This window comes from Bradyrhizobium sp. USDA 4503, from assembly GCF_054055815.1.
Window position 1 is genome coordinate 481,081 of record NZ_JBSRXS010000001.1, and the last position, 25,241, is coordinate 506,321.

25 protein-coding genes and 1 pseudogene are annotated in these 25,241 nt (G+C 62.9%); 20 read left to right on the plus strand and 6 right to left on the minus strand.

Annotated features, from left to right (window positions below; all coding sequences use genetic code 11):
- The first annotated feature begins 30 nt into the window (after positions 1–30).
- A complete protein-coding gene (locus tag ACVMIH_RS02215) occupies positions 31–1,110 on the plus strand; it encodes an AI-2E family transporter (protein WP_057017142.1) in 1,080 nt (359 codons plus the stop codon).
- Positions 1,110–1,547, plus strand: coding sequence for a potassium channel family protein (locus ACVMIH_RS02220; RefSeq protein WP_038374727.1), 438 nt, complete (start codon positions 1,110–1,112; stop codon positions 1,545–1,547). The genes ACVMIH_RS02215 and ACVMIH_RS02220 overlap by 1 nt, the downstream gene beginning before the upstream one ends.
- A gap of 6 nt (positions 1,548–1,553) precedes the next feature.
- Here ACVMIH_RS02220 and ACVMIH_RS02225 read toward each other — a convergent pair whose 3' ends face one another.
- Positions 1,554–2,222 (minus strand): helix-turn-helix domain-containing protein, encoded by a 669-nt coding sequence (locus ACVMIH_RS02225; protein ID WP_057017143.1) that lies wholly within the window; start codon positions 2,220–2,222, stop codon positions 1,554–1,556.
- A 332-nt stretch (positions 2,223–2,554) separates the two neighbouring features.
- Here ACVMIH_RS02225 and ACVMIH_RS02230 point away from each other — a divergent pair, with 332 nt between their 5' ends.
- From ACVMIH_RS02230 to ACVMIH_RS02240, 3 genes are all read left to right on the plus strand, one after another.
- Positions 2,555–4,318, plus strand: coding sequence for a sensor histidine kinase (locus ACVMIH_RS02230; RefSeq protein ID WP_456860581.1), 1,764 nt, complete (start codon positions 2,555–2,557; stop codon positions 4,316–4,318).
- 118 nt (positions 4,319–4,436) lie between these two features.
- Positions 4,437–5,069: a response regulator transcription factor gene (locus tag ACVMIH_RS02235; RefSeq protein WP_076826313.1), complete on the plus strand. Its 633-nt coding sequence runs from the start codon at positions 4,437–4,439 to the stop codon at positions 5,067–5,069.
- Between the two features lie 124 nt (positions 5,070–5,193).
- Positions 5,194–5,613 carry a response regulator transcription factor gene (locus ACVMIH_RS02240; protein ID WP_309143535.1) on the plus strand — a complete coding sequence of 140 codons (420 nt, stop codon included), beginning with the start codon at positions 5,194–5,196 and terminating at the stop codon, positions 5,611–5,613.
- Between the two features lie 16 nt (positions 5,614–5,629).
- On the opposite strand, the gene ACVMIH_RS02245 is transcribed toward ACVMIH_RS02240, so the two are convergent.
- Together ACVMIH_RS02245 and ACVMIH_RS02250 are read right to left on the minus strand one after the other, a co-directional pair.
- Positions 5,630–6,211, minus strand: a complete 582-nt coding sequence (locus ACVMIH_RS02245) for an invasion associated locus B family protein (protein WP_456860583.1) — start codon at positions 6,209–6,211, stop codon at positions 5,630–5,632.
- A gap of 27 nt (positions 6,212–6,238) precedes the next feature.
- Positions 6,239–7,126 (minus strand): alpha/beta hydrolase family protein, encoded by an 888-nt coding sequence (locus ACVMIH_RS02250; RefSeq protein WP_456860584.1) that lies wholly within the window; start codon positions 7,124–7,126, stop codon positions 6,239–6,241.
- A gap of 163 nt (positions 7,127–7,289) precedes the next feature.
- On the opposite strand from ACVMIH_RS02250, the gene ACVMIH_RS02255 reads away from it, so the two are divergent.
- From ACVMIH_RS02255 to ACVMIH_RS02265, 3 genes and pseudogenes are all read left to right on the plus strand, one after another.
- Complete coding sequence (locus ACVMIH_RS02255; RefSeq protein WP_456860586.1) at positions 7,290–8,984, plus strand: SulP family inorganic anion transporter; 1,695 nt, start codon at positions 7,290–7,292, stop codon at positions 8,982–8,984.
- Positions 8,985–9,169: 185 nt separating this feature from the next.
- Positions 9,170–11,922 (plus strand): annotated as a pseudogene (locus ACVMIH_RS02260) (decarboxylase).
- A 91-nt stretch (positions 11,923–12,013) separates the two neighbouring features.
- Positions 12,014–12,448, plus strand: coding sequence for a hypothetical protein (locus ACVMIH_RS02265; protein ID WP_057017289.1), 435 nt, complete (start codon positions 12,014–12,016; stop codon positions 12,446–12,448).
- Between the two features lie 42 nt (positions 12,449–12,490).
- Here ACVMIH_RS02265 and ppk2 read toward each other — a convergent pair whose 3' ends face one another.
- Positions 12,491–13,291 (minus strand): polyphosphate kinase 2, encoded by an 801-nt coding sequence (gene ppk2, locus ACVMIH_RS02270; RefSeq protein ID WP_057017150.1) that lies wholly within the window; start codon positions 13,289–13,291, stop codon positions 12,491–12,493.
- Positions 13,292–13,313: 22 nt separating this feature from the next.
- On the minus strand, positions 13,314–13,769 hold the full coding sequence (locus tag ACVMIH_RS02275) for a hypothetical protein (protein WP_057017151.1): 456 nt from the start codon (positions 13,767–13,769) through the stop codon (positions 13,314–13,316).
- A gap of 155 nt (positions 13,770–13,924) precedes the next feature.
- On the opposite strand from ACVMIH_RS02275, the gene ACVMIH_RS02280 reads away from it, so the two are divergent.
- From ACVMIH_RS02280 to ACVMIH_RS02335, 12 genes are all read left to right on the plus strand, one after another.
- The gene (locus ACVMIH_RS02280) at positions 13,925–14,362 is read left to right on the plus strand and encodes a hypothetical protein (protein ID WP_456860588.1); all 438 of its coding nucleotides are present in this window, start codon (positions 13,925–13,927) and stop codon (positions 14,360–14,362) included.
- The gene (locus ACVMIH_RS02285; protein ID WP_057017152.1) at positions 14,355–15,587 is read left to right on the plus strand and encodes an HlyD family secretion protein; all 1,233 of its coding nucleotides are present in this window, start codon (positions 14,355–14,357) and stop codon (positions 15,585–15,587) included. Before ACVMIH_RS02280 ends, ACVMIH_RS02285 begins: the two co-directional genes overlap by 8 nt.
- A gap of 24 nt (positions 15,588–15,611) precedes the next feature.
- Positions 15,612–16,025, plus strand: coding sequence for a hypothetical protein (locus tag ACVMIH_RS02290; RefSeq protein ID WP_057017153.1), 414 nt, complete (start codon positions 15,612–15,614; stop codon positions 16,023–16,025).
- A gap of 91 nt (positions 16,026–16,116) precedes the next feature.
- Positions 16,117–17,439, plus strand: a complete 1,323-nt coding sequence (locus ACVMIH_RS02295) for a TAXI family TRAP transporter solute-binding subunit (protein ID WP_456860590.1) — start codon at positions 16,117–16,119, stop codon at positions 17,437–17,439.
- A gap of 87 nt (positions 17,440–17,526) precedes the next feature.
- Positions 17,527–19,212 (plus strand): DUF3300 domain-containing protein, encoded by a 1,686-nt coding sequence (locus tag ACVMIH_RS02300; protein WP_456860592.1) that lies wholly within the window; start codon positions 17,527–17,529, stop codon positions 19,210–19,212.
- Positions 19,213–19,256: 44 nt separating this feature from the next.
- Positions 19,257–20,141 carry a DUF2950 domain-containing protein gene (locus ACVMIH_RS02305; protein ID WP_316397287.1) on the plus strand — a complete coding sequence of 295 codons (885 nt, stop codon included), beginning with the start codon at positions 19,257–19,259 and terminating at the stop codon, positions 20,139–20,141.
- 29 nt (positions 20,142–20,170) lie between these two features.
- Complete coding sequence (locus tag ACVMIH_RS02310) at positions 20,171–20,593, plus strand: hypothetical protein (protein WP_233475530.1); 423 nt, start codon at positions 20,171–20,173, stop codon at positions 20,591–20,593.
- A 187-nt stretch (positions 20,594–20,780) separates the two neighbouring features.
- Positions 20,781–21,209, plus strand: a complete 429-nt coding sequence (locus tag ACVMIH_RS02315) for a universal stress protein (protein WP_168856811.1) — start codon at positions 20,781–20,783, stop codon at positions 21,207–21,209.
- 53 nt (positions 21,210–21,262) lie between these two features.
- The gene (locus ACVMIH_RS02320; protein ID WP_168856810.1) at positions 21,263–21,559 is read left to right on the plus strand and encodes an HdeA/HdeB family chaperone; all 297 of its coding nucleotides are present in this window, start codon (positions 21,263–21,265) and stop codon (positions 21,557–21,559) included.
- Positions 21,560–21,582: 23 nt separating this feature from the next.
- A complete protein-coding gene (locus ACVMIH_RS02325; RefSeq protein WP_076826336.1) occupies positions 21,583–21,876 on the plus strand; it encodes an HdeA/HdeB family chaperone in 294 nt (97 codons plus the stop codon).
- Positions 21,877–22,109: 233 nt separating this feature from the next.
- Positions 22,110–22,340 carry a hypothetical protein gene (locus ACVMIH_RS02330; RefSeq protein ID WP_168856871.1) on the plus strand — a complete coding sequence of 77 codons (231 nt, stop codon included), beginning with the start codon at positions 22,110–22,112 and terminating at the stop codon, positions 22,338–22,340.
- Between the two features lie 214 nt (positions 22,341–22,554).
- On the plus strand, positions 22,555–23,292 hold the full coding sequence (locus tag ACVMIH_RS02335; protein ID WP_057017159.1) for an outer membrane protein: 738 nt from the start codon (positions 22,555–22,557) through the stop codon (positions 23,290–23,292).
- 104 nt (positions 23,293–23,396) lie between these two features.
- Here ACVMIH_RS02335 and aspD read toward each other — a convergent pair whose 3' ends face one another.
- Entirely contained in the window at positions 23,397–25,022 is a 1,626-nt protein-coding gene (gene aspD, locus ACVMIH_RS02340; RefSeq protein ID WP_456860593.1) for an aspartate 4-decarboxylase, read from the minus strand.
- Positions 25,023–25,241 lie beyond the last annotated feature (219 nt).

Genomic DNA, 25,241 nt, shown 5'->3' on the forward strand with positions numbered 1-25,241 from the left:
AGCTGCTGATGCTCGATCGAAAGCACGCTCTTGAAAACCCTTCGCCAGCTCGTGACCGGAGACGAGTTCGTCCAGCTCGCAATTCGCCTCGGATTGCTGGCGCTGTTGATCTACTGGTCGTTCGTTCTGGTCAGCCCGTTCGTGCCGATCCTGGCCTGGAGCGTGGTGCTCGCGGTCGCGCTCTATCCTGTCTTCACCTGGCTCGCAGCAATGCTCGGCGGCCATACCGGCGTCGCGGCGCTCGTGCTGACCTTGATCTCTCTGGGAGTCGTCATCGGGCCGGCGACCTGGCTCGGAATCGGAGCGGTAGAGGGGGTGAGGGAGCTCGCCGAACAACTCGGCGCCGGCCACGTTGTCGTGCCGTCGCCGCCGCCCGAGATCAAGGATTGGCCGCTGATCGGCGGCCCACTCCATGAGATCTGGGATCGGGCGTCGACCAATCTGCGTGCCGTGCTGCGCGAGGTCGTGCCGCAACTGAAGCCGTTGGCCGGGACCCTGTTTGCATTTGCCAGCGATGCCGGGATCGGGATGCTGAAGTTTCTGCTGGCGGTCGTCGTGGCAGGGTTTCTGTTTCCCTATGGCTCGCAGCTTGCGGCGGCGTGCCGGAGCTTCCTGTCCCGCATCGTGCCGGAGCAGAGCGAGCACTTCCTCGACCTTGCAGGTGCGACCATCCGGGCGGTTTCCCGCGGCGTCATCGGCGTCGCCGTCCTGCAATCGCTGCTGGCCGGCATTGGCTTCAAGCTGGCGGGGATCCCGAGCGCGGGGCTGTTGGCGTTTGTCGTGATGCTGCTCGCGATCGTGCAGATCGGGGCGGCAATTGTGCTGTTTCCGGTCATCATCTGGCTATGGTCGGCCAAGGATTTCACGACCGCACTCGCCCTCACGTTCTTCTTCCTGGTCGTCGGCGTCCTCGACAATGTGCTGAAGCCGCTGGTGATGGGGCGGGGCCTGACCACGCCGGCGCTCGTCATCTTTGTCGGCGTGATCGGCGGCACGCTTGCCCACGGCATCGTGGGCCTGTTCATCGGTCCAATCATTCTCGCGGTCGCCTGGGAATTGCTCACGGCATGGATCCGGGACGACCGCGCCCGGCTGGCGGGAGAGCGATAATGCTGTTTCAGCTCCTCGTGGGATCGGCGGTGAGCGCGATCAACATCGCGATCCATTCGCTGTGGACCGTCGCGGCGATCGGGTTGCTTCGCAACGTTGCCTTGAGCGCGGCCGGCCGGGCGGGGCTACAGCTCAGCGGCGTGATGGTCGCAACCGCGCTTGCGCTGATGCTGGCTCACACGCTCGAGATCGTGGTGTGGAGCCTGGCCTATTGGGTGCTCGGCGCCGCGCCCGCCGGCAGCAATCTGCTGTATTTCGCCTTTGTGAACTACACCACGCTCGGCTATGGCGACGTCATCCCGGTCAAGCAGTGGCTGTTGATCGGACCGATGGCGGCCATGAACGGCATTCTCATGTTCGGGTGGTCGACCGCGGTCTTGTTCGAGGTGTTGCAAAAGACCATCGAGCGCCAGGCGGCGCTGACGAAATCTCCCTGACGTCGGCTAGTTGTCCAGCCTGGACAGCTGGTCGCGGTCGACCAGCATGATCTCGCGCTGGTTCGAGCCAAGGAAGTTGAGCGCGCCATAGGCGTGCAGCTTGGATAGCGCACGTGACACGGTTTCGAGCGTCAGTCCGAGATAGTCGGCAATATCACGCCGGCACATCGGCAAGGCGACGACGCCGACTCCGGTCAGCCGGCGATCCATTTCGAGCAGAAACGCGGCAACCCGCTCCAATGCGGTCTTGCGGCCGAGCAGCAGCATGTGCTCCTCGGCATGCCGCAGGTTGCTGGTCGTCATGACCAGCAGGTTGCGAGCCAGGGCGAAATCGGAGTCGGCCACGCGTTCGAGGCTGATCCGCCTGATCAGGTGCACGTTCGTGTCGACGATGGCTTCCGCGGTAAAGCGATGGGTTTCGGCATTCTCGAGGCCGAAAATATCCCCGACGAGGTGAAAGGCACCGATCTGGCGGCGTCCGTCGGAAAGCAGCTTGTAGCTGCGGACCGCCCCCGAAACGACCTGGTAGACGTACTCTGCCGGCTCCTTCTCCCCGTAGATCTCGGTGCCTTTCCTGTAGTGGAATTCGCTGGTGATGCAGTTGGCGTGCCGGACGGTCAACCCACCGAGGATGCTCGGCACATTGGCCGGTCTGACATTGACGCGAGCGAACATGGACTAACTCTCTCGGGTAACGACTGGTGCAGCGTCCGCGGCGGCTCGAAATGCTTGTCCCGCGCGCAATGACTACGACGGAGTCCGGCCGGTCTCTATTGGTCTTGAGGTCATTGTCCTAAAGGACAGGGTGCGCGAAATGCGACAATTTGTTCGTAAATTGATGCGCACCGTCTTAGATCACTTTTCAATTTTCACGATGATAACCGGGTGCTAGCTTTCTAACTCGTTGGTCTCCGGCTCCGAACGCTATGGGCAAGGCAATTCGGCTCTCTGGCCTGGTCATCTTCCTGGCTGCGTTATTGGCGCCGGTCGGCCTCCAGGCGCAACAGATGCGCCCGCATTCCATGCTGGTGCTGGACCAATCCGATCGACGTGGCCCCTTCTACTACCAGGTGTTCGTTGGCCTAAGGGATGCGGTGAGCGCTCACGGGCACGCGCCGACCACCGTCTACACCGAAAGCCTCGATCTCAATCGCTTCGGCGGCGAGGCCTATCAGGAGGATATCCGGCGATTCCTCGAGGCGAAATATCGCGATCGGCCGATCGGCGTGGTGGTCACCATTGGCGCGGCTGCGCTTGAGCTTGCGCTCCGCTGGCGCCCTCAGCTCTGGCCCGACACGCCGATCGTGTTTTCGCTGGTCGAAGAGGCTGATTTCAAGCGATTGCAGCCGCCGGCCCATGTTACCGGCGGCATCGTGAACTTGAAACTCAAGGATGCCGTCACGGCTGCCCGCGCCGTGTTGCCGGGCCTCAAGACCGTCGTGCTGGTTGGCGCGGACTGGGACCGGCAAGTTCTGTTTCGCAATTGGAAAGACCAGGCAGCGGCCGGCATTCCGGGCCTCGACATCATCGAGATCATCGGACGTCCGATGCCCGAGATCGTTGAGCGGGTCGCGGCGCTCCCCGATCATAGCGCGATCATCTACACGGGCCTCTATAGCGACGGCAAAGGCAACTATTATCCGCCGTCGGATGCCCTCACATTTGTCGCGGCAAGAGCCAATCGTCCGATTGTCGTCGCCGCGGAGACCTTCCTCGGGGCGGGCGGCATCGGCGGATTCGTCATAGTTCCGTCGCTGATCGGTGCCGAGGCTGCGGGAAGGGCGCTGCGCATTCTGGATGGCGAGGCGCCCGAAGGCCTGCCACCGTCGGTCATCGATGCGGTGAAGCCGATCTTCAACTGGCGGCAGATGCAGCATTGGGACGTCAGCGAAGCCAGTCTGCCAAAAGGTAGCGAAATTCGCTTCCGTGAGCCATCCTTCTTGGAAAAATATCGTTGGCGGGCCGTTGCGCTGGCAGTGGCGCTGCTGGTTCAAACCGCGCTGATTGCGTTCCTGCTCCACGAGCGTCACATGCGGCGCAGTGCCGAGGTCGAAGCCCGCAGTCGCCTGTCCGAGCTCGCCCATATCAATCGGCAGGCGACTGCCGGAGAACTCTCGTCCTCGATCGCCCATGAGCTCAACCAGCCGCTGGGCTCGATCCTGACCAATGCCGAGAGCGCGGAGCTGATCCTCGCTTCGCCGACGCCCGACCTTCAGGAGGTGCGGGAAATCATTTCCGACATCAAGCGTGATGATCTGCGCGCAAGCGAGGTGATCCGCAGGATGCGCAGCCTGCTCAAGCGTGCGCCATTTGAGAAGAAGGAGATCGACCTCAACCAGACCATGCGGGAAGCATTCGATTTCCTCAAGCTGCAGGCCTCGGCGCGCAACGTCGCGATCTACCTGCAGACCTCGCCGCAGACCCTGCGGGTGAAGGGCGATCCGGTGCAGTTGCAGCAGGTCATTCTCAACCTCGTGGTCAATAGCATGGACGCGATGGCCAAAATGCCCTACGGGCGCACCATCATCGGTCGTACGGAGGTCAATGGGGACGCGTCGGCGGTGATTTCCATCAGCGATTCTGGGCCGGGAATTCCGCAGGACAGGCTGAACGATATCTTCGATCCGTTCTTCACCACAAAGGAGCAGGGCATGGGCATCGGCCTGTCCATCGCACGGACGATCGTTCTGGCGCATAGCGGCCAGCTCTGGGCCGAGAATCAGTCCGGAGGAGGGGCGGTATTCCACCTTTCGCTGCCGTTGGCAGCGTAGCGCGTTTGGGTCTTGTTTGCCGGAGTGCAAGGTTCGATTTACGACGAACGCAGCATTTTCAGATCGCCGCTGAAGGACATTCTACAGGTAACGGCGATCACCCGGCGATGGAGCAGCAATGCACGCTTACGTGCACATAGTCGACGACGACGCCTCGTTTCGCGCAGCGCTCGAGCGCCGGCTCAAGCTCGCAGGCTATCGCGTCGTCACCTACGCATCGGCCCGGGAATTGCTCGACCAATTGCCCGACGACGAAGGGGCCGGCTGTATCCTGCTGGACGTCCGCATTCCCGGAATGAGTGGACCGGAGCTGCAGGGCCGCCTCAACGAGCTGGGGTCGACGCTCCCGATCGTATTCCTGACCGGACATGCCGACACGGCGACCACCGTCCAGGCGATCAAGGCAGGTGCCGAAGATTTTTTGACCAAGCCGATCGCGTCGGAGCAGCTGATCGAGGCGATCAATCGCGCCCTTGCGCGGCACGAACTGGCCCGCGGCCGGCGAACCAGGCTCGATTCGCTGCGCGCGCTGCTGGCGAAGCTGACCCCGCGCGAGCGGCAGGTGTTCGATCTGATTGTGTGCGGCCGGATCAACAAGCAGATTGCTCACGAGCTTGGCACGACCGAACGCACGATCAAGGCGCATCGTCACCAGGTCATGGAGAAGATGCAGGTGCAGTCGCTTGCCGAGCTGGTTTCGATCGCCGAGCAGCTCGGCACGCGCGCGTCCGGTGGCGAGGTCAAGGCTTGATCGGCCGGGCAGCTCTGCCCCTCCTGTCCCATGGTACAATATGAAAGCTCTGTGACGCGGCGTATCTCCGATATTGGCCGCGGGAATATTGCGCGCCGGTAGCCGCTTGACGTGTCCATTATCCATGCGTGGGCGAAGGTCATTCAGCGATAGGGTGAGGCTTCAGGATTTGCCGACCGCGAAACTCGTTTTCGTTGTGGATGATAATCCTTCCATGCTTCGTGGAATCGGACGTCTGCTGCGGGCGTGCGGATTTGCATCCAGGCTATTCGAGACCGGCGGTGCGTTACTGAGACATGGCAGCTTTGACAGCGCGGTCTGTCTGATATTGGACATCAATCTCAGCGATGGGTCCGGGATCGAACTGCGGTACCGCCTGGCGGATCAGGGCATCGAAATCCCCGTCATCTACATCACCGGAAATGACAATCCGGCGACGCGCATGGCGGCAACGGCATCGGGATGCGTTGCCTATCTGACCAAGCCATTCACCGCCAATTCGCTGATCCAGCCGATTGAACGGCTGTTGGCCGGCGTGGTCTAGCGCCTGCCGGTCTCAATCATTCATCGATGACTTGATCGAGCGTCAGCGCAGGCGCGCCCTTGCGCACGCTTGCAAAGCGGTCGAGCGGCACCGATGTCGTCATCGTCAAAATGCTGGTGTCGACGACCTCGATCGAGAGCGTCTTTCCGCCATCCATGTCCTCGAGAAGCTTGGGATCGGCGACATCGGCCGCGATGCACATGTTGGTCGCGCACCAGGTGTAGGGCAGCCGATGAACCGCCTTCTGGTCAACCGATAGCTTGACGCCGGCTTGCAGATACATTCCGACCGGCAGGAATAGCTGGACGCGGCTGCTGCCGTCCTCTCGCTCGATCAGATCGAGGCGAACGGCCGTCTGCCCGGTGGGGAAGGTGCCGGTGATCGTCGTTCGGCACAACGTCTTGGCGCCGGCGGCGTTGAAGCAGACCTTTCGCCACTCGCCATACTTGATGTCTCGCACCGGCTGACGTGCCCCCCGCGGGGCTACTTCGCCGCCGTCCTTCACCGTAGCAGGCGGTGAGGACGTCTGTTGAGCGTGGGCAGCACTGATGCCGGCCGCAAACAGCGCCAACTTCGCCAAGGCACCATATCGGACCATGGATGCTCCTCCAGCGCGAACGGCCGCCTAGCGAACCTTGTCGAGAAATCGTTCGACCAAAGGCGACCATATGGGAATGGAATCGGGAGAGCCGATCAGGAAATGCCCTTCGTCGCCGAACGGCGGCAAAAGATGGTACTCGGCACGACCGCCGGCGCGCGTGAAGGCCTCGTGCATTCGCTTCGACAGGGCCGGGCCGAAGAATGTGTCGTTCTCAATGTAGAACCACAACATCGGCACCCGCGATGTATGGCCGAACATGCCGGTGGCCTCGACCAGTCTGTCGGGGCCGCAATTGTTGTTGGGTTTGCCATCGACGCGGCCGCCGCGGCCTGCGGCGAAGGTGATGATGGCCTTGATCTGCGGCGGGTTGAGGCTCGACAGCGCGATCGCAGCCCAGCCGCCGGCCGACTGTCCGATGACGATGACGTCCTTCGGCAAGGTGCGCTTTTCGGTGGCCATGTAATCAATGATCCAGAGATCGACCTGCGCGACGGCCAGGCCCGCATCGAGGAAATTCGGATTGGTGCATTTGCCGACCTTGGAGAAGAATGGGCCATAAAGACCGCGTTCAGGAATATCGATGGCCGCCGCGCCATAGCCGGTACCGACCGGCGCCACCACGAGATAGCCGCGCCGTGCAAACCACATTGCGGCATCGCGAAATTCGACCAGCGGGAAGAAGCTGCGATCCCTGGCATTCAGTGACACGCCGTGGTTCATGATGACCAGTGGGAAAGGGCCATCGCCGAGCGGACGGACCAGATAAGCGAACATCGGCAGCGGGGTAGGCAGCGCCCAGATCTCTTCCTGGATGCGCTGGGACGTGTCTTGGTCCTCCGCGCGCGCCGGAGCGATCAGGCCAAGCAACAGCAGCGCTGCGGTTGCGAGGGTCCGTAAGCGGTGCTGACGCATGCCATGCGCTCCGGCAGTCATCTGGCAAATCTGCAGGTCACGACGATCGAGCCGCGCAAGATCAGAAGCACATTTGAGCACTTCGAGGCTTGATCTGAATCAACGCGCATCGGGCCCGCCGGCGCAACCACATGCGACCATTGTGCGTCATACGGCGGGCTTGATGTCGATCCAGGCAGAGACGAGTTGGATGCGCTGGTTTCCGCCGGCGAACTGGCTCGCCGACTACCGGGCATCCTGGCTCGGGGCGGACGCAATCGCCGGGGTCACGCTGGCAGCCTACGCGATCCCGGTGTCGCTGGCCTATGCGGGGCTCGCGGGTCTGCCGCCGCAGATCGGCGTCTATGGCTATCTGCTCGGCGGCGTGGGCTACGCCCTGCTGGGCTCGTCCCGGCAGCTCGCGGTCGGACCCACGTCGGCGATCTCGCTGATGATCGCCGGCGCCGTCGGCATACTGGCCGGCGGCGACGCCGCGCGTTACGGGCAGATTGCCAGTCTCGTGGCCTTCAGCGTCGCCGTGCTCTGCCTGATTGCCTGGCTGTTCAAGCTCAGCCTGCTGGTGCGGCTGATCAGCGACAGTATTCTGGTGGGCTTCAAGGCCGGAGCGGGGCTCACCATCATCATGAGCCAGCTGCCCAGCCTGTTCGGCGTCGCTGGAGGCGGCCACAACTTCTTCGACCGCGTGATCAAGCTTGCCGGCCAGCTCGGTGACACCAGGCCGCTGGTGCTCGGCGTCGGCCTGACTGCGACGGTGCTGCTCCTGCTCGGCGAGAAGAGGCTGCCGGGAAAGCCCATTGGGTTGGTGGTGGTCGCGCTCTCGATCCTGACGGTCTCCGCGCTCGGGCTCGCGCAAATGGGACTGCCGGTGACCGGGCCGATCCCGACCGGGCTGCCGACGATGTCGTTACCGACATTTGGTCTGCTCGAATTTGACGATCTCTTTCCGATCGCTGCCGGATGCCTCGTGCTGGCCTATGTGGAAGGGGTGTCTGCCGCGCGCAGCTTTGCGGCAAAGCATGGCTACCCGCTCGATGTCAGACAGGAGTTTCTGGGACTCGGCGCGGCCAATCTCGCCGCGGCCTTCGGGCATGGTTATCCCGTCGCCGGCGGGTTGTCGCAGTCGGCCGTGAATGACGCTGCCGGCGCACGCACGCCGCTGGCGCTGGTGTTCTGTTCGGCAACCCTCGCGCTCTGCCTGCTGTTCTTCACGGGCCTCCTGACCAATCTGCCGAAGACCGTGCTCGCCGCGATCGTTTTCTCAGCCGTCTACAAACTGGTCGATATTGCGGCGCTCGCCAGAATGTGGCGGATCAGCCGGATCGATTTCTATGCCGCTATCATCGCGCTGGTGTCCGTCCTGTTCCTCGGGATATTGCAGGGCGTGCTGCTGGCGGCCGTCGCTTCGATCTTCCTGCTGCTGTTGCGGGCGTCGCAACCCAATATCGCGTTTCTGGGCCGTCATGCCGGCAGCGGGCGCTATTCCGACCGGGCGCGACACGATGATGTCGAGCCCTTGACCGGGATCATCGCGTTCCGCCCCGAGACCTCGCTCCTCTATGTCAATGCCGAGACGATCCTCGAAACGGTGCTGGCGGCGCTTCGGACGTCGGCTGACGTCAAGCTGGTGGCTTGTGACCTGTCGGCCTCGCCGTTCATCGACCTTGCGGGGTCGCGCATGCTGCACGACCTTCACCAGGAGCTCGCATCGCGCCAGATCACATTCTGCATCGTGGGCGCGCACGCGCAGTTGCGGGATCTGCTTCGGGCGGATGGTCTTGCCGACAAGACCGATAGCGGCGACTGGATGCGTACGCTCGACAGCGTATTGAGCAACAGGAAGCCGCAGGCAGGAATCTAGCGTGCGCGGCCGCACGGACTGCCGCGACATTCCAGCCTTGTTGCGTCGCAAGACGTCGCGACCATGCGCGCTTGGGGAGCTGTCTCAATCCAGCTTGCAGCTTGACTTGGATCAAAGGGCGCAACGGGCCCGGTTTGTACGATTGGACAGAACCAGCGCTGAGATCACGAGATCGGGAGACACTCATGGCCAACGACGCGAAGCCGGCACAGCAGCGCATCGATCAGTTCTTCTCCGGGCCCGGCGGACGTGCCGACAATTGGCGCGATCTGGTCGAGGCGGCGAAGGTGTGGAGCAGGGGCGGCGACCGTGCGGCGTATGACGCGGCGCTGACGGCGCTTGCGGTGACGGAGGAGTTTCACGGCTATCCGGGCCTTCGTTTGATGGCGGCGTTGAAGGAAGCCGCGGCGGCGGGCGACGCCGCCACCTCGCATATGCTTGCGACGCGGATCGCCCAGGCGCTTCAGACAAAATCCTTCCGCCAGCATGCAGGTGACTGGAGCACGCAGGACGAGGGCAATGGCGACGTTCCCGATCTGCTTCCGCCAACTCTGGGGCAATCGGCGGCGAGACGGCCGTATTTCGAGACGCTGATCGTGACCGGAGTGCCAGCCAGCAACTGGCCGGGACTCCTGGCGGAGTGGCGCAAGCTGCGGCGTCCGGTCGACGCCTTCATCTATGAGCCCGTGGTCGTGGGCAACCTCGAGGACGCCTTCTGTGCGGCAATGCTGAACCCCAATATTGCGGCGGTGGTGATCAATGAAGGCTTCGGGCTGCGCTCGCGCCACGATGCGCCGGTGCTTCGTGCCATGACCGGCGCCATGGGGCTCAGCGAGGAGTCCGATGCGTCCGCGCTCCGGTTGGCCCATATCCTGAAGCGGGTGCGTCCCGAGCTTGACCTCTACCTGATGTCCAACCGCGACGTCGAGGAGTTGGCCGGCAATCCCGAAGCCGATGTGGTGCGCCGCGTGTTCTACTCGGTCGAGGATATCCTCGAATTGCACCTTTCAATTCTGGAGGGCGTGCAGGATCGCTTCGACACGCCGTTCTTCGACAATTTGAAGAAATATGCGCAGCGGCCGATCGGCACCTTCCACGCGCTGCCGATCGCGCGCGGCAAGTCCGTGTTCAAGTCGGACTGGATCCGCGACATGGGCGAATTCTACGGGCTAAACCTGTTCCTTGCCGAGAGCAGCGCGACCACCGGCGGCCTCGACAGCATGCTGGAGCCGACCGGCAACATCAAGAAGGCACAGGAGAAGGCCGCGCGCGCGCTCGGCGCCGACCGCGTGTACTTCGTGACCAACGGCACCTCGACATCCAACAAGATGGCGGTGCAGGCGCTGCTGGGTCCCGGCGACATCGCAATCGTCGACCGCAATTGCCACAAGTCGCACCACTACGGCATGGTGCTGGCCGGCGCGCAGCCGCTCTACGTCGAGGCATTCCCGATGACGGAATACTCGATGTATGGCGCGGTGCCGTTGCAGACGATCAAGCAGGCACTTCTGAACGCGAAGGCGGATGGCCGGCTCGACCGGGTCAAGCTGATCGACCTGACCAATTGCACCTTCGACGGCCACATCTACAACACGCGGCGGGTGATGGAGGAATGCCTCGCGATCAAGCCTGACCTGATCTTCCTCTGGGACGAGGCCTGGTTCGGCTTCGCGCGGTTTTCGCCGTTCCTGAGGCGGCGAACCGCGATGGGCGCGGCGAATGAGATCGAAGCCTGGATGCGCGATCCCAGGTCGGTCGCCGCCTATGAGAAACAGCAGGCCGAGCTCGGCAAGAATCCGTCCGACGAGGTTCTGCTCAAGACCAGGCTGATCCCCGATCCGCGCCAGATCCGGCTGCGCGTCTACCAGACCAACTCGACGCACAAGTCGATGTCGGCGATCCGCCAGGGCTCGATGCTGGCGGTCAAGGACATCGAATTCCACACACCGTCGAAGCGCAGTTCAAGGAGGCCGTATTCACGCACGCCTCGACCAGCCCGAACCAGCAGCTGATCGCGAGCCTCGACGTCTCGCGCCGGCAGATGGAGCTCGAGGGATATGGACTGGTGGCCAATGCCATGGAGATCGCGTTCGCCATCCGCAACGCGGTCAACACCAATCCGTTGATTTCGAGATATTTCCGCGTTCTTGGCGCGGATGCCATGGTGCCGAAGCAATACCGCGAGAGCGGATTCACCGACTATCTGGCGGCCGGGACCAACTGGGCTAGCGCCCTGAAGAGCCTGAACGACGACGAGTTCTGCCTCGATCCGACCCGCATGACGCTGGTCTGCGGCACCGCCGGGTACGACGGAACGTCGTTCAAGGGGCTGCTCGCCAGCCGCTACAACATCCAGGTCAACAAGACCTCGCGCAACTCGGTCCTGATCCAGTCCAACATCAACAATACGCGGAGCGACGTCGCGCATCTCGTCCGGGTGCTGGCCGAAATCTCCGGTGAAATCGATCGCGGCCTGACCAAGGGCGGCGCGAACGCCAGGGTCGACTTCGACATGCGGGTCAACAGCCTGATGAAGGATGTCCCCGATCTGCCGAACTTCTCGCATTTCCACGACGCCTATCGCGGCGATGCCGGCGCGAAGACGAATGAGGGCGACATCCGCGGCGGATTCTATTCGGCCTATGACGCGGCAGGATGCGAATATATTCGCCTGCACGATCCCGAGATCGACAGGCGTCTGAAGAACGGGCCCGCTCTCGTCTCCGCCAACTTCGTGATTCCCTATCCGCCGGGCTTCCCGATCATGGTCCCTGGCCAGGTTATCACGCAGGAGACCATCGATTTCATGCGCAAGCTGGATGTGAAGGAGATCCATGGCTACGACGCGGCCGAGGGCTTGAAGCTGGTGACGACCGAGGCATTGGGCAGGATGGGCAAGCCGCGAGCGGCCGCGCCGAAGTTCAAGGCTGCATCATAGACGAAGGAGATTCCGCAAGGCGTCTTCGCATTCTTGCGGCGATGACTCTTGCGCAACGAGGCGTAACGCAACCGGTTCCTGGAGGGACATGATGAGGAAAGTGAGTTTGATCGGAGCTCTCGCAATGCTGGCCATTGGATTGGCCGGCTTCAGCACGCCGTCGCTGGCTGAAACCGGCTCGGTCGCCGTCATCTTCACCAAGGGTGGATTCATCGTTGGTGTCGGAGGCGGCGAGGGCGTCTTGACGCTGCGCGGCAAGCACTATCCGTTCACGGTGTCGGGCATGAGCGTCGGCTTCACGATCGGCGCCTCGACCACCAAGCTGGTCGGGCGCGCCCTCAATCTCAGAGGGCCTGCCTCGATCGAAGGCTCCTACAGCGCGGCAGGCGCCGGTGGGGCGATCGCCGCGGGCGCCGGCGGCGTGCAGCTTCAGAACGCCAATGGCGTGATCCTGCAGCTCAGCGGCCCGAAGGTCGGCGCCGAAGTCTCGGCCGCCGTGGGCGGGGTTTCCATCCGCTTGAAGTAGGTCCAAGGGAGGCCGGCCGCGCGTCCTGCGCGGCCTGTCCTCTCAGTAGCGTTCCTCGACGAACTTCATTCCGCGCAGTCCGGCCTGATCGTTGTAGCGACCCTTGTTGGAGCGCTTGGGGAGCTTGACCTTGTCGCGCTTGACCCGTCCGTGAGGAATTGTCTTCAGCAGGAACGAGATGCAGTTCAGCCGCGCCCGCCGCTTGTCGTCGGAACGGATGACGTTCCAGGGCGCGTGCTTCGAGCTCGTCGCCTTGAACATCAGGTCGCGCGCGCGGGAGTAATCATACCAGCGGCGATAGGATTCCGTGTCCATCGGGCTCAGCTTCCATTGCCGCATCGGATCGTCGATCCGCGCCCTGAAGCGGCGCTCCTGCTCCTCCATCCCGACCTCGAGCCACAGCTTGATCAGGATGATGCCGCCCTCGATGATGTATTGCTCCATCTGCGGGCAGAGGGAAAGGAATCGCTTGTGCTCCGCCGGCGTGCAGAACCCCATCACATATTCGACGCCCGCGCGATTGTACCAGCTGCGATCGAAGATCACGATCTCGCCGGCCGCCGGAAACTGCTGCATGTAGCGCTGGATGAAGAGCTGGGACTTCTCACGATCCGAGGGCGCGGGCAGGGCGACCACGCGAAACACGCGCGGGCTGACCTTCTCGGTCAGGGCCTTGATCGTTCCGCCCTTGCCGGCCGCATCGCGTCCCTCGAACAGGATGATGACCCTGAGCTTGTTCGCCTGTACCCAATCCTGGAGCTGGCAGAGCTGGGCCTGCAGCTTCTGCAGCTCTTCCTCATAGTCCTTGCGCTTCATCTTCTCGGTCGGCTTGTCTTTCGCCATGGATATCCGTCCATCGTTTCAACTAATCACCCCAGGCAATGACAATGCCGATGTCGCCGGGCATGCCGCCGGGGTAATCAACGATCTGATAGCGGATGCGGTAGCCGCGCGGCTGCAAGTAGTCGGCCCAGAGCTGGTATATTTCCTTAGGTATACCCGTCAGCGTCTTCTCCCAGCCGGCCTCCATCTGATTGATCGCTCGCCCCTTGTCGGAGCACAGCGAGTTCGGGAAGCGATAGACCTGGACCTCGCTCAAGCCATTGCGCACCGCCCGCTGAATCACCGTCGACGCCAGCTTGACCTTCTCGTCCTCGGTAAGCCCCGAGGGCTTGCTCAGCCGCTCGATCAACGCGCGCTTCTCGGCTTCGATAGCAGCCGCACGCTTGGCATGCTCCTCGGCCTTCTCCGCTTCCTTGAGCGCTGCCTGCTTCTGGATCTCGTGCGCCTTCGGGATCAGGTCATCGATCTTGTTTCGCATGGCTGGGGACTCCTAACCCGATCTTCCACCTTGCCCCCGGAACGGTAGGGATGAGCCGACCGGCTTCCTTGATCCAGATCAAGCAAGCGCGATAGGATCGTCAGCAGTGTCGATCAGGATTCGCCTGCGGTGTCATTGCGACCGGGAGACTTGGCTTGAGCGAACAGATGCATCCGGCGGCCCCCCATCATCTGCCGTTTTTCATTCCCGGCGCCGACGGGTCGGACACCCTGATGGTGGTGATGGGCATTTTCCTCGTAGCCACCGTCTTGTGGGTTGGCACTCTGTACTGGAAGCTGCACAGCCTGCCGGAGCGCATGGCGCACAAGAGCCAGAAACTTCAGTTTGAGATCGTCGCCGTTCTCGGCTTGATATCGCTTTTCACCCACATGCATATCTTCTGGGTCGCCGGCCTGTTGCTGGCACTCATCGACCTGCCGGATTTCGGCACGCCGATGCGCAGCATCGCAGATTCCGTCGAGCGCATAGCCGACGCCACGCCGGGCGGTGCCGAACCGGTAGCCGAATCCGGACCTGGCGGCGGTCCCGATGTCCGGACGCCCGCGAAGCAAGAGGTGCACAACCATGCTTGAGCTGATGATCTGCTCGCTGGTGACGATCCTGCCGGATTACCTCTACCGCCGCTATCGGCAAGGCAAGCGGTTCGGCAAGGAGATCACGTTCTTCTCTGTCTGGTATGAACTGAGATGGGGGATCACCGGCTGCCTGATGCTCACGATCTCGCTGATCACGATGATCTTCTACTTTCATCCCTCGACAACCTCGGCGGCGATCTACTTCAGGACCGTGCCGATCCTGCCCGAAGGCTCCGGACGTGTCGTCGAGGTCAATGTCGGCTTCACCGCGCCGGTGAAGAAGGGGGACGTTCTGTTCCGGCTCGACAGTTCGAAGCAGGAGGCCGCGCTCGAGACCGCCAAGCGAAAGATCGCCGAGGTGGATGCGTCGTTGATCGCGGCGCAGGCCGACGTCGTAAAGGCGGACGCTCAGATCGGGGAGGCGAAGGCCTCCTTGCAGCAGGCCAAGGACGAGCTGGAGGTGAAGAGCGAGTTGCAGCGCCGCAATCCCGGCATCGTGCCGCAACGTGACATCGAGAAGCTGCAGGTGCTGGTTGATCAGCGGCAGTCCGGCGTCGATGCCGCGAGCGCCGCCAGGGAGTCGGCGACGTTGCGCGTCTCCACGCTGTTGCCGGCCGAGAAGGCGAGCGCCGAGGCTGCGCGGGCGCAGGCGCAAGTGGATCTCGACAAGACCTTCGTCCGTGCCGGCGTCGATGGCCGCGTCGAGCAATTCCTCGTTCGCCCCGGGGACCTCGTCGCCCAGATCATGCGGCCGGCCGGAATCCTGATACCGGACGAAGCGGGCCGCAACAGGTTGCAGGCGGGATTCGGGCAGATCGAGGCCCAGGTGATGAAGCCCGGCATGGTCGCGGAAGCCACCTGCATGTCGAAACCCTGGGTGATCATTCCACTGGTCGTCACCAGCGTGCAGGATTTCATCGCCGCCGGCCAGTTTCGGGCCAGCGAGCTGTTGATCGACCCGCAGAATCTGCAACAGCCTGGTTCGATCCTCGTGTTCCTCGAGCCGCTCTACAAGGGCGGCCTTGACGGCGTGACGCCGGGCAGCACTTGCATCGTCAATGCCTACACCAGCAACCATGACGAGATTTCCGATCCGAAAACCGGGGCGTTGAAAGGCTTTGCCCTGCACGCCGTCGACGCGACTGCACTCGTTCATGCATTGCTGCTTCGGATCCAGGCTCTGCTGCTGCCGATCAAGACGCTGGTGGTTAGTGGCCACTGACGGGTGCGAACAGGGAGACAGCAGATGAAACCGGTCCGTAAGCTTCGCGCAATCGTGGCGACGGGCGTGATCTTCGGATTGCCGGGTTACGCGCAGGCTTTCGATCTCACGGGTGCCTGGGCCACGAGCGCCGAGCAATGCCGAAAGGTGTTCGCCCACAAGGGCAGGGCGAACCAGCTGACCTTCACGAACTTCTCAGGCGTCTATGGCGGCGGATTCATCGCCGAGCCCGATCGCCTCCGGAGCAAGTTCGAGAACTGTAAGATCAAATCGCGCAAGGACGACGGCCAGACCATCAACATCATCGTCGGTTGTGCGTCCGGAATCATGGTATCGAATGTGCAGTTCTTCCTTAAGGCCGTCGACGACGATACCATTACGCGCCAATTCCCGGGTATCGAGGGAATGGAGGTCAACTATCATCGTTGCAAGATCTAGAGGCATCCGCTCCCCGCGCTGGCTCAGCGCCGCCGGACCGTTGTCGGCTGGCGCCGAACCGATCGAGTGATGCGCCGTGGATCCCAGCAGGTTGCCGAGGTCATTGCGCATCGCCCTGGTGGCCGGCCTTGTGCTTTTGGCGGGGGGTGCAAGCCTGTTTGCCTATCGCTGGTACGAGCGGCCGACGACCCTGACGATCGCGGTTGGGTCGCTGGACGGCGAGGCCGGGAGGCTGGTCTCGGCGATCGCAGGAAAGTTTGCCCAATCGAAAGCACCAGTCCGGCTCAGCCTGGTCCAGACGCCGGGACCGCTTGAGTCCGCCAAGGCATTCGCGTCCGGAAAGGTGGACCTCGCGGTCGTCCGTGGAGACGTCGGCGATCTATCGCAGGCCCAGGCCGTGATCGTGTTGGCCCACGCCACCGTCCTGCTGGTCGCGCCGCCCGGCGCTGCGATATCTGACGTGGCGGAGTTGAAACGCGTCGCGATCGGTGTGATCGGCGCCGAAGCCAATCAGAAGCTGATCAAGGTGCTGACCGACGAATACGATCTGACGCGCGCGGGCGTGACGTTCAAGCCGCTTGCCCCCGCGGACGCGCGCCGGGCGCTCGACACCAAGGAGGTACGGGCGATTCTGCTCGTCATGCCCTTGACCGAAAAATATCTTTCGCTGCTGCGCAATGTCTTCGCGCGCACCACGCGAGCCGGCCCGGTGATGATCGCCATCGAGTCCGCCGGAGCGATCGCCGAGAAAGAGCGCGCCTATGAAAGCTTCGACGTCCCCAAGGGAACCCTGCGCGGCTCGCCGCCTGTTCCTGCCGATGACCTGACGACGCTGCAGACGTCGTTTTATCTGGTGGCACAGAAGAAGCTCGGGAATGACGTGATCAGCGACCTGACGCAGTCGATCATGAACGCGCGGCGAGAGTTGCTCGCCGAACTGCCGGCGCTCTCCCAGATCGCTACGCCTGATACCGACGCGGGCGCCTACATTCCCGTGCATCCCGGGGCGGCTGCGGTCTATGAGGGGACCAGGGAGAGCTTTCTCGATCAATGGGGCAATGCGATCTTCCTGGCGCCGATGATCGCGGGCGGGCTTGCGTCGGTGCTCGCGGCGGCGTGGAAATTTCTCCGCTCGAGCGAGGCACCGAGCCGGAAGGAGGCGCTCGACACGCTTTATGCATTGGCAGGGCGAATTCGGATGGCCAGGCGTGTGTCGGATCTCGAAGAGATCGAGCGCGAAATCGATCAGGTGCTGCGTACGCAGCGCGAGCAGCCGGTCGCGGACGACAAGGCCGAGCGTGCCGTCACGGCGGTGAACGTTGCGGCCCATCGGCTCGAGAACCTGATTCACGACCGCCGCATCCACCTTGCGTCGCGACAGCCGGGCCTGGCCGGAAGCCAGGTCGAAAGCTGAGTCGAAGGACAGTTTCCTTGATCTCGATCAAGGAGGGGAGGGGATCGTGGCCGATGCTGTCGACCGTTGGTGTCGATGGAGGTCGCGATGTTCCGTTGGGGCAAGATTCTGCTCGCGGTTGTGCTGGTGTCGGTGACGTCCGTTGCCGCATTCGCGCAAACGGCTGACAAGCCGCCCGCCCAGACCAGCCCGCCCGCCCAGGCTAGCCAGCCGGCTGCGGCAACCCAGCCGACCGATCAGCTCCTGAAGCCGGAACAGCTGGAAGCCCTGGTGGCGCCGATCGCGCTCTACCCGGACTCGCTGCTCGCCAACGTGCTGGCGGCGTCGACCTATCCGCTCGAGGTCGTGCAGGCCGATCGCTGGCTCAAGGAGCGCAAGAGCCTGAAAGGGGATGCGCTGAAGGCCGAGGTCGACAAGCAGGCCTGGGATGACAGCGTGAAGGCGCTCACCAGCACCGCCGACGTGCTCGCGATGATGAGCGACAAGATCGATTGGACGAAGAGTCTGGGCGATGCCGTGCTGGCGCAGCAGCCCGACGTCATGGATGCGATCCAGCGGCTGCGCAGCAAGGCGCAGGCCAACAACAAGCTGGTGACGACCAAGCAGCAGAAGGTCAGCGTCCAGACCCAGGAGAGCAAGCAGGTCATCGTCATCGAGCAGACCGATCCGAACACCGTCTACGTTCCCTATTACGATCCCGCGACGGTCTATGGCGCGTGGCCCTATGCAGACTATCCGCCCTATTATTTCGGCTATCCGTCCTATATCGGCGCCGGGGTGATCGCGGCAGGTCTTGCCTTCGGCGCCGGCTGGGCGATCGGGCGCTGGGGCAATTATTGGGGCGGCGGCTTCAACTGGGGCAATCGCAACGTCTATGTCAATCATCGGACCACCAACATCGCAAATGGCTGGCAGCACAATCCGGCGCATCGCCAGGGCGTTCGCTACAACAACAGCAATGTCCAGCAGCGCTTCGGCGGCAACGCCAATCGGGCCGGTGCCAGCGATCGGATGAACTTTCGCGGCCGTGACGGTCAGCAGGTTCTCAATCCGGGCGATCGCCAGGGTGCAGATCGCGCAGGTGACCGGGCAGGAGACCGCGGCGGCGACCGTGCGGGCGACCGCGCCGGAGACCGTGCGGGCGATCGCGGCAAAGGCGGTGACCGTGCCGGTGCCGCCGATCGCGCCAAGGGCGGCGACCGCGCCGGTGCCGGCAACAAGGCCAAGGGCGGCGGCGATCGCGCCAAGGCCGCCAACCGCGGCAATGCCGGTAACCGCGCAGCAGCGGCGAATCGTGGCGGTGGCAGTCGCGGTGGCGCCATGAACGTATCGTCCGGGCGGGCAGCTGCGGCGGCATCGGCGCGCGGGCGATCGAGCATGGCCAGCATGCCACGCGGCGGCGGCGGCGCAAGTTTTGCCGGCCGTGGCGGGGGCGGCGGAGGCGGCTTCCGCGGTGGTGGCGGAGGTGGCGGCTTCCGCGGCGGCGGTGGCGGTGGACGACGCTCCGACATCGCGCTCAAGCACGATATCGAACTGCTTGGACATCTCGCCAACGGCCTCGGCTACTATCGCTTCAGCTATCTCGGTAGCAGGAAAGCCTATGTCGGCGTGATGGCGCAGGAGGTCGAGCAGGTCATGCCGGCGGCGGTGACGCGCGGCGCCGACGGCTATCTCAGGGTCTATTACGACAAGCTTGGGCTCAAGTTCCGCAGCTACAACGACTGGCTTGCGGCCGGCGCGAAGACTCCATCCCCGTCGGAGGCATCACGATGACAGGCCCCTCATACTCGCGACTGGATCGTATTGCCTCCATCGGCATGGCCGCGGCAACAGCACTCGCCTTGCTGCTGTCTCCGGCACGCGCCCAGCAAGGCTTCCCCAATCCGGAAGACGCGGCGTCCGCCTTGGCAACCGCCGTCAAGGCCGGCACCAGCCGGGCGATGCTGAAGGTGCTGGGCCGCGATGCCGCCGATATCATCGAGTCGGGCGACGATGTCGCCGACGCCAATGCGCGAGAGAGCTTTCTTTCTGCCTACGACGCCAAGCATTCGATCAAGGCTGACGGCAACAAGAAGGCCACCTTGATTCTGGGGAGGGACGATTTCCCGTTCCCGATCCCGCTCGTCAACAACAATGACGGCTGGAGTTTCGACGCCGCCGCGGGGCGGCGCGAAATCCTCTACCGCAGGATCGGCCGCAATGAGCTGGCCGCGATCCAGACCAGTCTTGCCTATGTCGACGCACAGAACGAATACGCAGAGAAGGATCGTGGCGAGGGTGTGGGCGCCTATGCGCAGCGCATCGTCAGCAGGCCGGGCAAGACGGACGGGTTGTTCTGGCGCGACGACAAGGATCCAAGCCCGCTCGGCGAACTGGCGGCCCAGGCCGCCGCGGAAGGCTACAAGGTCGGCGAGCAGAGCATGCCGTACCACGGCTACTACTATCGGATTCTGAAGGCACAGGGCTCCGACGCCCCGGGCGGCGCGCTGAACTATGTCGTGAAGGGCAAGATGATCGGTGGATTCGCGCTGGTCGCCTATCCCGCCGAATACGGCAATTCCGGCGTCATGACCTTCCTGGTCAACCACGCAGGCACGGTCTATCAAAAGGATCTCGGCTCACGCACCGATTTCCTCGCCAAGCGCATGATCGTTTTCGATCCGGATCAGACCTGGAAGAAAGTGGATCCGGCAAATCCCTGAGCGAGGAGGGGGCTGTGTTGACGCGATCCATGATCCGTTCCGTCGTACTGGCGCTTGTCGCGATGGACCTCTTGGTCGCGCCATGCTTCGCGCAGGCCGTTGGCCACGTCCAGGTCAAGTTCGTGAAGGCGGCGCTCGTCGTGGGCGGCGGCGGCGGCAGCGGCACGTTGACCTACCGCGGGCGGCACTATCGGTTCATCGCGTCCGGCTTCAGCCTCGGCGTGAGTGCCGGTGCGTCGGTGACCTGGCTGGAGGGCACCGCCTCAGGCATCAGGGACGTCAACGATTTCGCCGGCAGCTACGCGCTGGTCGGAGCAGGTGGCGCATGGGCTGGTGGCGTAGGCGGGGTGAGCCTGCGAAATGAACACGGCGTGGTTCTGATGCTCAAAGGGCCGAAGGCAGGGCTGGAATTTGCCGCCAATCTGGGCGGGCTCACGATTTCGCTGCGCTGAGCTCGGGCTCGATTCGCCCTGCCTCAGATGGCCGCAGGTGGAAGCTGCCTCCGCCGAGCGACGACCGGCGTCCGGGGTGCGGCGCCGAGCGATGGATTGATCTATCTCAAGGCCGGGTCCGAGGCGCAGGTGCAGCTTGCACCTGACGGGGGGCGATACGTCATCCAGATAACCGGGAGGTCTAAGCATGTACCGGCACATTCTCATTCCGACAGATGGGTCGGAACTGGCGGAGCATGGGGTGAAGCACGGGTTGGCGCTGGCGAAATCCCTCGGAGCCAAGGTATCGGTCATCTTCGTCGTTGAGCCGCTCTCTGAAATCGGAGGACGGTACCGTGAGCTGCTCGCGAGATTTGCCGAGATACGCAAGGAAGAGGCCACGAGCGCGCTGGATCGTGCCGCACACGCGGCCAGGGAGGCCGGCGTTCCCTGCGAGACAAGCCAGGCCGAGAGCGGGCAACCCCATCAAGCCATCATCGCGGCAGCCGAGGATAAGGGCTGCGATCTCATCGTTATGTCATCGCACGGGCGCAGCGGGCTCTCCAAGCTTCTCATCGGCAGTGTGACAAACAAGGTGCTGACGCAAGCAAGGACTCCGGTCCTTGTCTGTCAGTGAGGGCGCAGATCGCCGGATAGAAATCACTGTGCACGGAGCTTGGGAGAAATCGAATGAACAAAATCACTGTGTGCCTGGCTCTTGCCGGCGCGGCGTTGTCGGGTCCGCTGCAAGCGCAGACCAGCATCGATATGGCGCGGATAACCTGCTCGCAGTACCTCGCCATGTCCCCGGGCGATTCTTCCGTATTTTCTGCCTGGATGAGCGGCTGGTTCAATCAAAAGAAGGGATACGTCTTTGTCGATCTCAACGCGTATGCGCGAAATGTCGCAAGCGTGAAGGCGTGGTGCGCGATTAATCCCACTCAGACCGTGATGGCTGGCCTTGAGCGCTCTACGGCCGGCCAGTGATCAAACAGGGTTGGAAGATAACAATGAAACCATCGATCCTTGCCGTTGCGACCGTTGCACTCCTCGCCACCAGCGTCGTGGCCAAAGCGCAAGTCGTCGTCGATCTGTCCCTCATTACCTGCAAGCAATTGCTGGAGGCGGATCAGGAACGACAAACGCTGATCAGCTCCTGGATGTCAGGCTATTTCAGCGCATCGAAGAACCTGACCGTCGTCGATTTTCGCTACGTCGAGCGGAACGGCAAGGTTATCGGCAAGTACTGCAAGTCGCACAAGGCGGACACCGTAATGAATGCGATGCAAAAGAACTGGCGCTGATCATCGTCGCTGCGATCGCGCGAGCCTTGGAGGGCATTCTTGTCCTTCGCGTCGGCAATGCCGACGGTCGGCAGGCTCGTCGCGGTTCGCTGGCGCTTCCGATCGAACCGGCTGTCCCTCAATGCGGGCCGCGGCTCCCGTATTTTTACGGTCCGGGCGCTTGACCGAGGTCAAGGCGCGGCCACTGGCAAGATGGTGTGTCGCTAGGGCTGTTCGCTCTCTCCGGTGTCGCGGTGTCGGCCATCTGGTATGTCACTTATGAAATTCGCCGACGTGGTCTGCTGGCTCGAAGGGCGCGCAGCCCTCGCGAGACCAGGACATTTGCTACTGAATCGGAAGCCAAAGCGTTCGCACGGTCAAAACTGGACGAAGGGCTGGTCGTGTTTGCCGGCACCATCAATCCGCACCTCCCCAGGCAATTGATCCCCTCGCAGAACATCGCCGATTGGCTCGTCGAACAGTGAGTCGGCTCCGGTGCTTCCTCTCCGGCAGCACGAGCTTCGTGCTGCACCGAATGTTGAAAGCACAGCCCAAGCACGGTGTTGGTTTGCCCTTGAGTGTTGCCATTTTGGCACGCGCCTTTTCGTGACTCACATCTAGGCTTCGATCACTGCCCCGATCGGGCGAGCGCAAGGACTGCTTTTCTCGATTAACGCGAAGAGACCCGGAGATCATTCCATGAAGAGATTTTTGCTTTCTGTCGCCGCGATTATCGGCATGGCCACGCCGGCGTTGTCGGCTGACATGGCCGTCAAGGCGGCGCCTGTGCCGGTCCCTCCGCCGGTCTACAACTGGACCGGCTTCTATATCGGTGCGAATGGCGGTTGGGGTGAGAGCCGCACCTGCTGGGATTTCCTCCCCGCCCTGGGAGGTGTCGTGGCCGACGGGTGCAGCTCGCGCTCCGGTGGCGTTTTCGGCGGACAACTCGGCTATCGCTGGCAGGCAGGCCAGTTCGTCTTCGGCCTGGAAGGGCAGGGTGACTGGGCGGACCTGAAGAGCTCGCGCCTCAGCCTGATCGATCCGAGGTTCTCGACGACAACGAAGACCGACGGACTGGGCCTTTTCACCGGCCAGCTCGGCTGGGCCTGGGATGCCGCGCTGTTCTACGTGAAGGGTGGTGCAGCGGTCACCAGCAATCGCTATGACATCTTTACCACGGTCGGCGGAATCGGGGTCGCGTCGGCGACATCGACCCGTTGGGGCGGTACCGTCGGCGTGGGCTTCGAGTACGGGTTCACCCCGAACTGGTCCGTCGGGCTCGAATATGACCGTCTTTTCATGGGCGATGCCAACAACACGTTCTCGGTGGTCAATCCTATCGTGGCCGGCGCCGCCAACCGGATCGGACAGGATGTGGATCTGCTGACGATCCGCCTGAACTATCGGTTCGGCGGGCCGGTCGTCGCGAGATACTGATCTCCCTCCATGGATGTAATTTGGGCCCCGGCATTCTTGCCGGGGCCTTTCTTTTAATTTTGGCGGCTACCGGACCAAATGTCCGAAGTGCGGCAAGCGCCCTGTCAGCGCTTTGCGGCTGCGCCCTTCGCTGCTTCGTAGGCGTCGCGATAGCCTCTGGCGATGGTCCGAACGCCTCGCCCGATATCGTCATAGACATCGTCGGGCAGGTTCGCGAGCGAGACGCGAAGCGACCATTCGGGCGCATCGAATCCGCCGCCGTTCAACAGCACGATCCCGTGGGCTTCAGCCAGCCTGAACGCGAGGTCCAGCGGATGGACGTTCTTCTTCAGGTATTCAACCGCCTCGTCGCCGATATTCTTTCGGGCCCAGAACTCGAAATCGATCAGGGCGTAGTAGGCATCATAGCTCGGATTCGGGGTCAGCTTGTCGGCAAGCCCGAGGCCGTCGAGCAGCGACCACAGGCGCTTGTTGACGATCTCCATGCAGGCGGCCTGATAGGCCTTCTTTTCGTCCATCATCTCCGCGAGCGAGAACAGGCTCATCATCACCTGCTGCGGCAACGACAGGCCCGCAGTGTGATTGAGCGCCACGTCGCGGCTGTCGGCGACGATGCGGTCGATCAGCTTGAGCTTGCGCGGTTCGAGCGTGAGCGGCCCGTAGCGCTTGTCGAGCGCCTTGACGGCCCCGTCCGGGAGCTTGGCGATCATCTTGTCGAAGATGTTGTCCTCGTGGATGGCGATCGCGCCGAGCCGCCATCCCGTGCAGCCGAAATACTTCGAATAGGAGTAGACGCCGATGGTGTTGTGCGGCAGCTCGCCCAGCAGCGAACGGAACCCGTGCACGAAGGTGCCGTAGACGTCGTCGGTGAGGATCATCAGGTCGGGGCGCTTGGTCCTGACCAGATTGGCCAGCTTGGCAACCGTCTCCTTGCTCAACGCCATCCCCGGAGGGTTGGACGGATTGACCACGAAGAAGGCCTTGATCTTCGGATCCTCCAGCTTCTTGATTTCCTCGTCGGTGAACTGGAACTTGTTCTCCTGCGGAGCCCTGATCTGAACCACCTTCAGGTCGTAGTCTTCCAGGTGCGTCATCTCGATGTAGGGCGTGAAAATCGGCGTCGCCAACGCGATCGTATCGCCGGGCACCAGCAGCCGGTTGGCCTTCAGCGACTTGAAGAGGTAGCACATCGCCGCCGTGCCGCCCTCGACCGCATAGATGTCGAATTTTCCGGCCGGTCGGGGCTCGCCGCAAACCGCCCACATCAGGTATTCGTGCACGATCTTTTCGTTGTGCACCAGCATGCGGTCCGGCACCGGGTAATTGTCGCCGATGATCGAATCGACCAGCTCGTGGACGAAGGCGTCCGGGTCGAAGCCGAATTTCTTGACCGCAAAGGGCAGCATCTCGGTCAGGAAGCTCGCACCCGGCATGTCCTTGTGCTGCTTGAGCCAGGCTTCGAACCGGCCGGCGATGCCGCTTGCCTGGGGCATGCCGCCGATGCCCGCCGGGTGCTCCATCACCCGCTTGCTCTCGGTGATGGCGAATTGTCCCAGCAGGAAGAAGCCTTCGCGCGGCGTCGTGGCCACCCAGTTCGGATTGCCCCGCCCGGCGTTCAGGAACGGCATCTGGCTCCGCTTCGAATTGCTCTTGGCGAGGTTGATCAGCTCGTCCTTGATCTCGAAGGGGCTCAACGCCTCGAATTTCTTCAGGGTCAGAAGATCGGCCATTTGACACTCCCGGGGGCGATGCGTGCTGTTGGAATGGAGGCGACAGGCTCCGTTGCCTGCGCAATCGCGCGCAGCATGATCGGCGACCGGTTACGAGCCTTGATCTATGTCAACGGTCACGCGCAGGCGATGCGATGCTGCGACGGATAGTCGCTCACGATGCGAGTGCGCGGCACATGTGTGGTGTCGGCAAGATCATGAAATCGCGAGGCTCTCGCA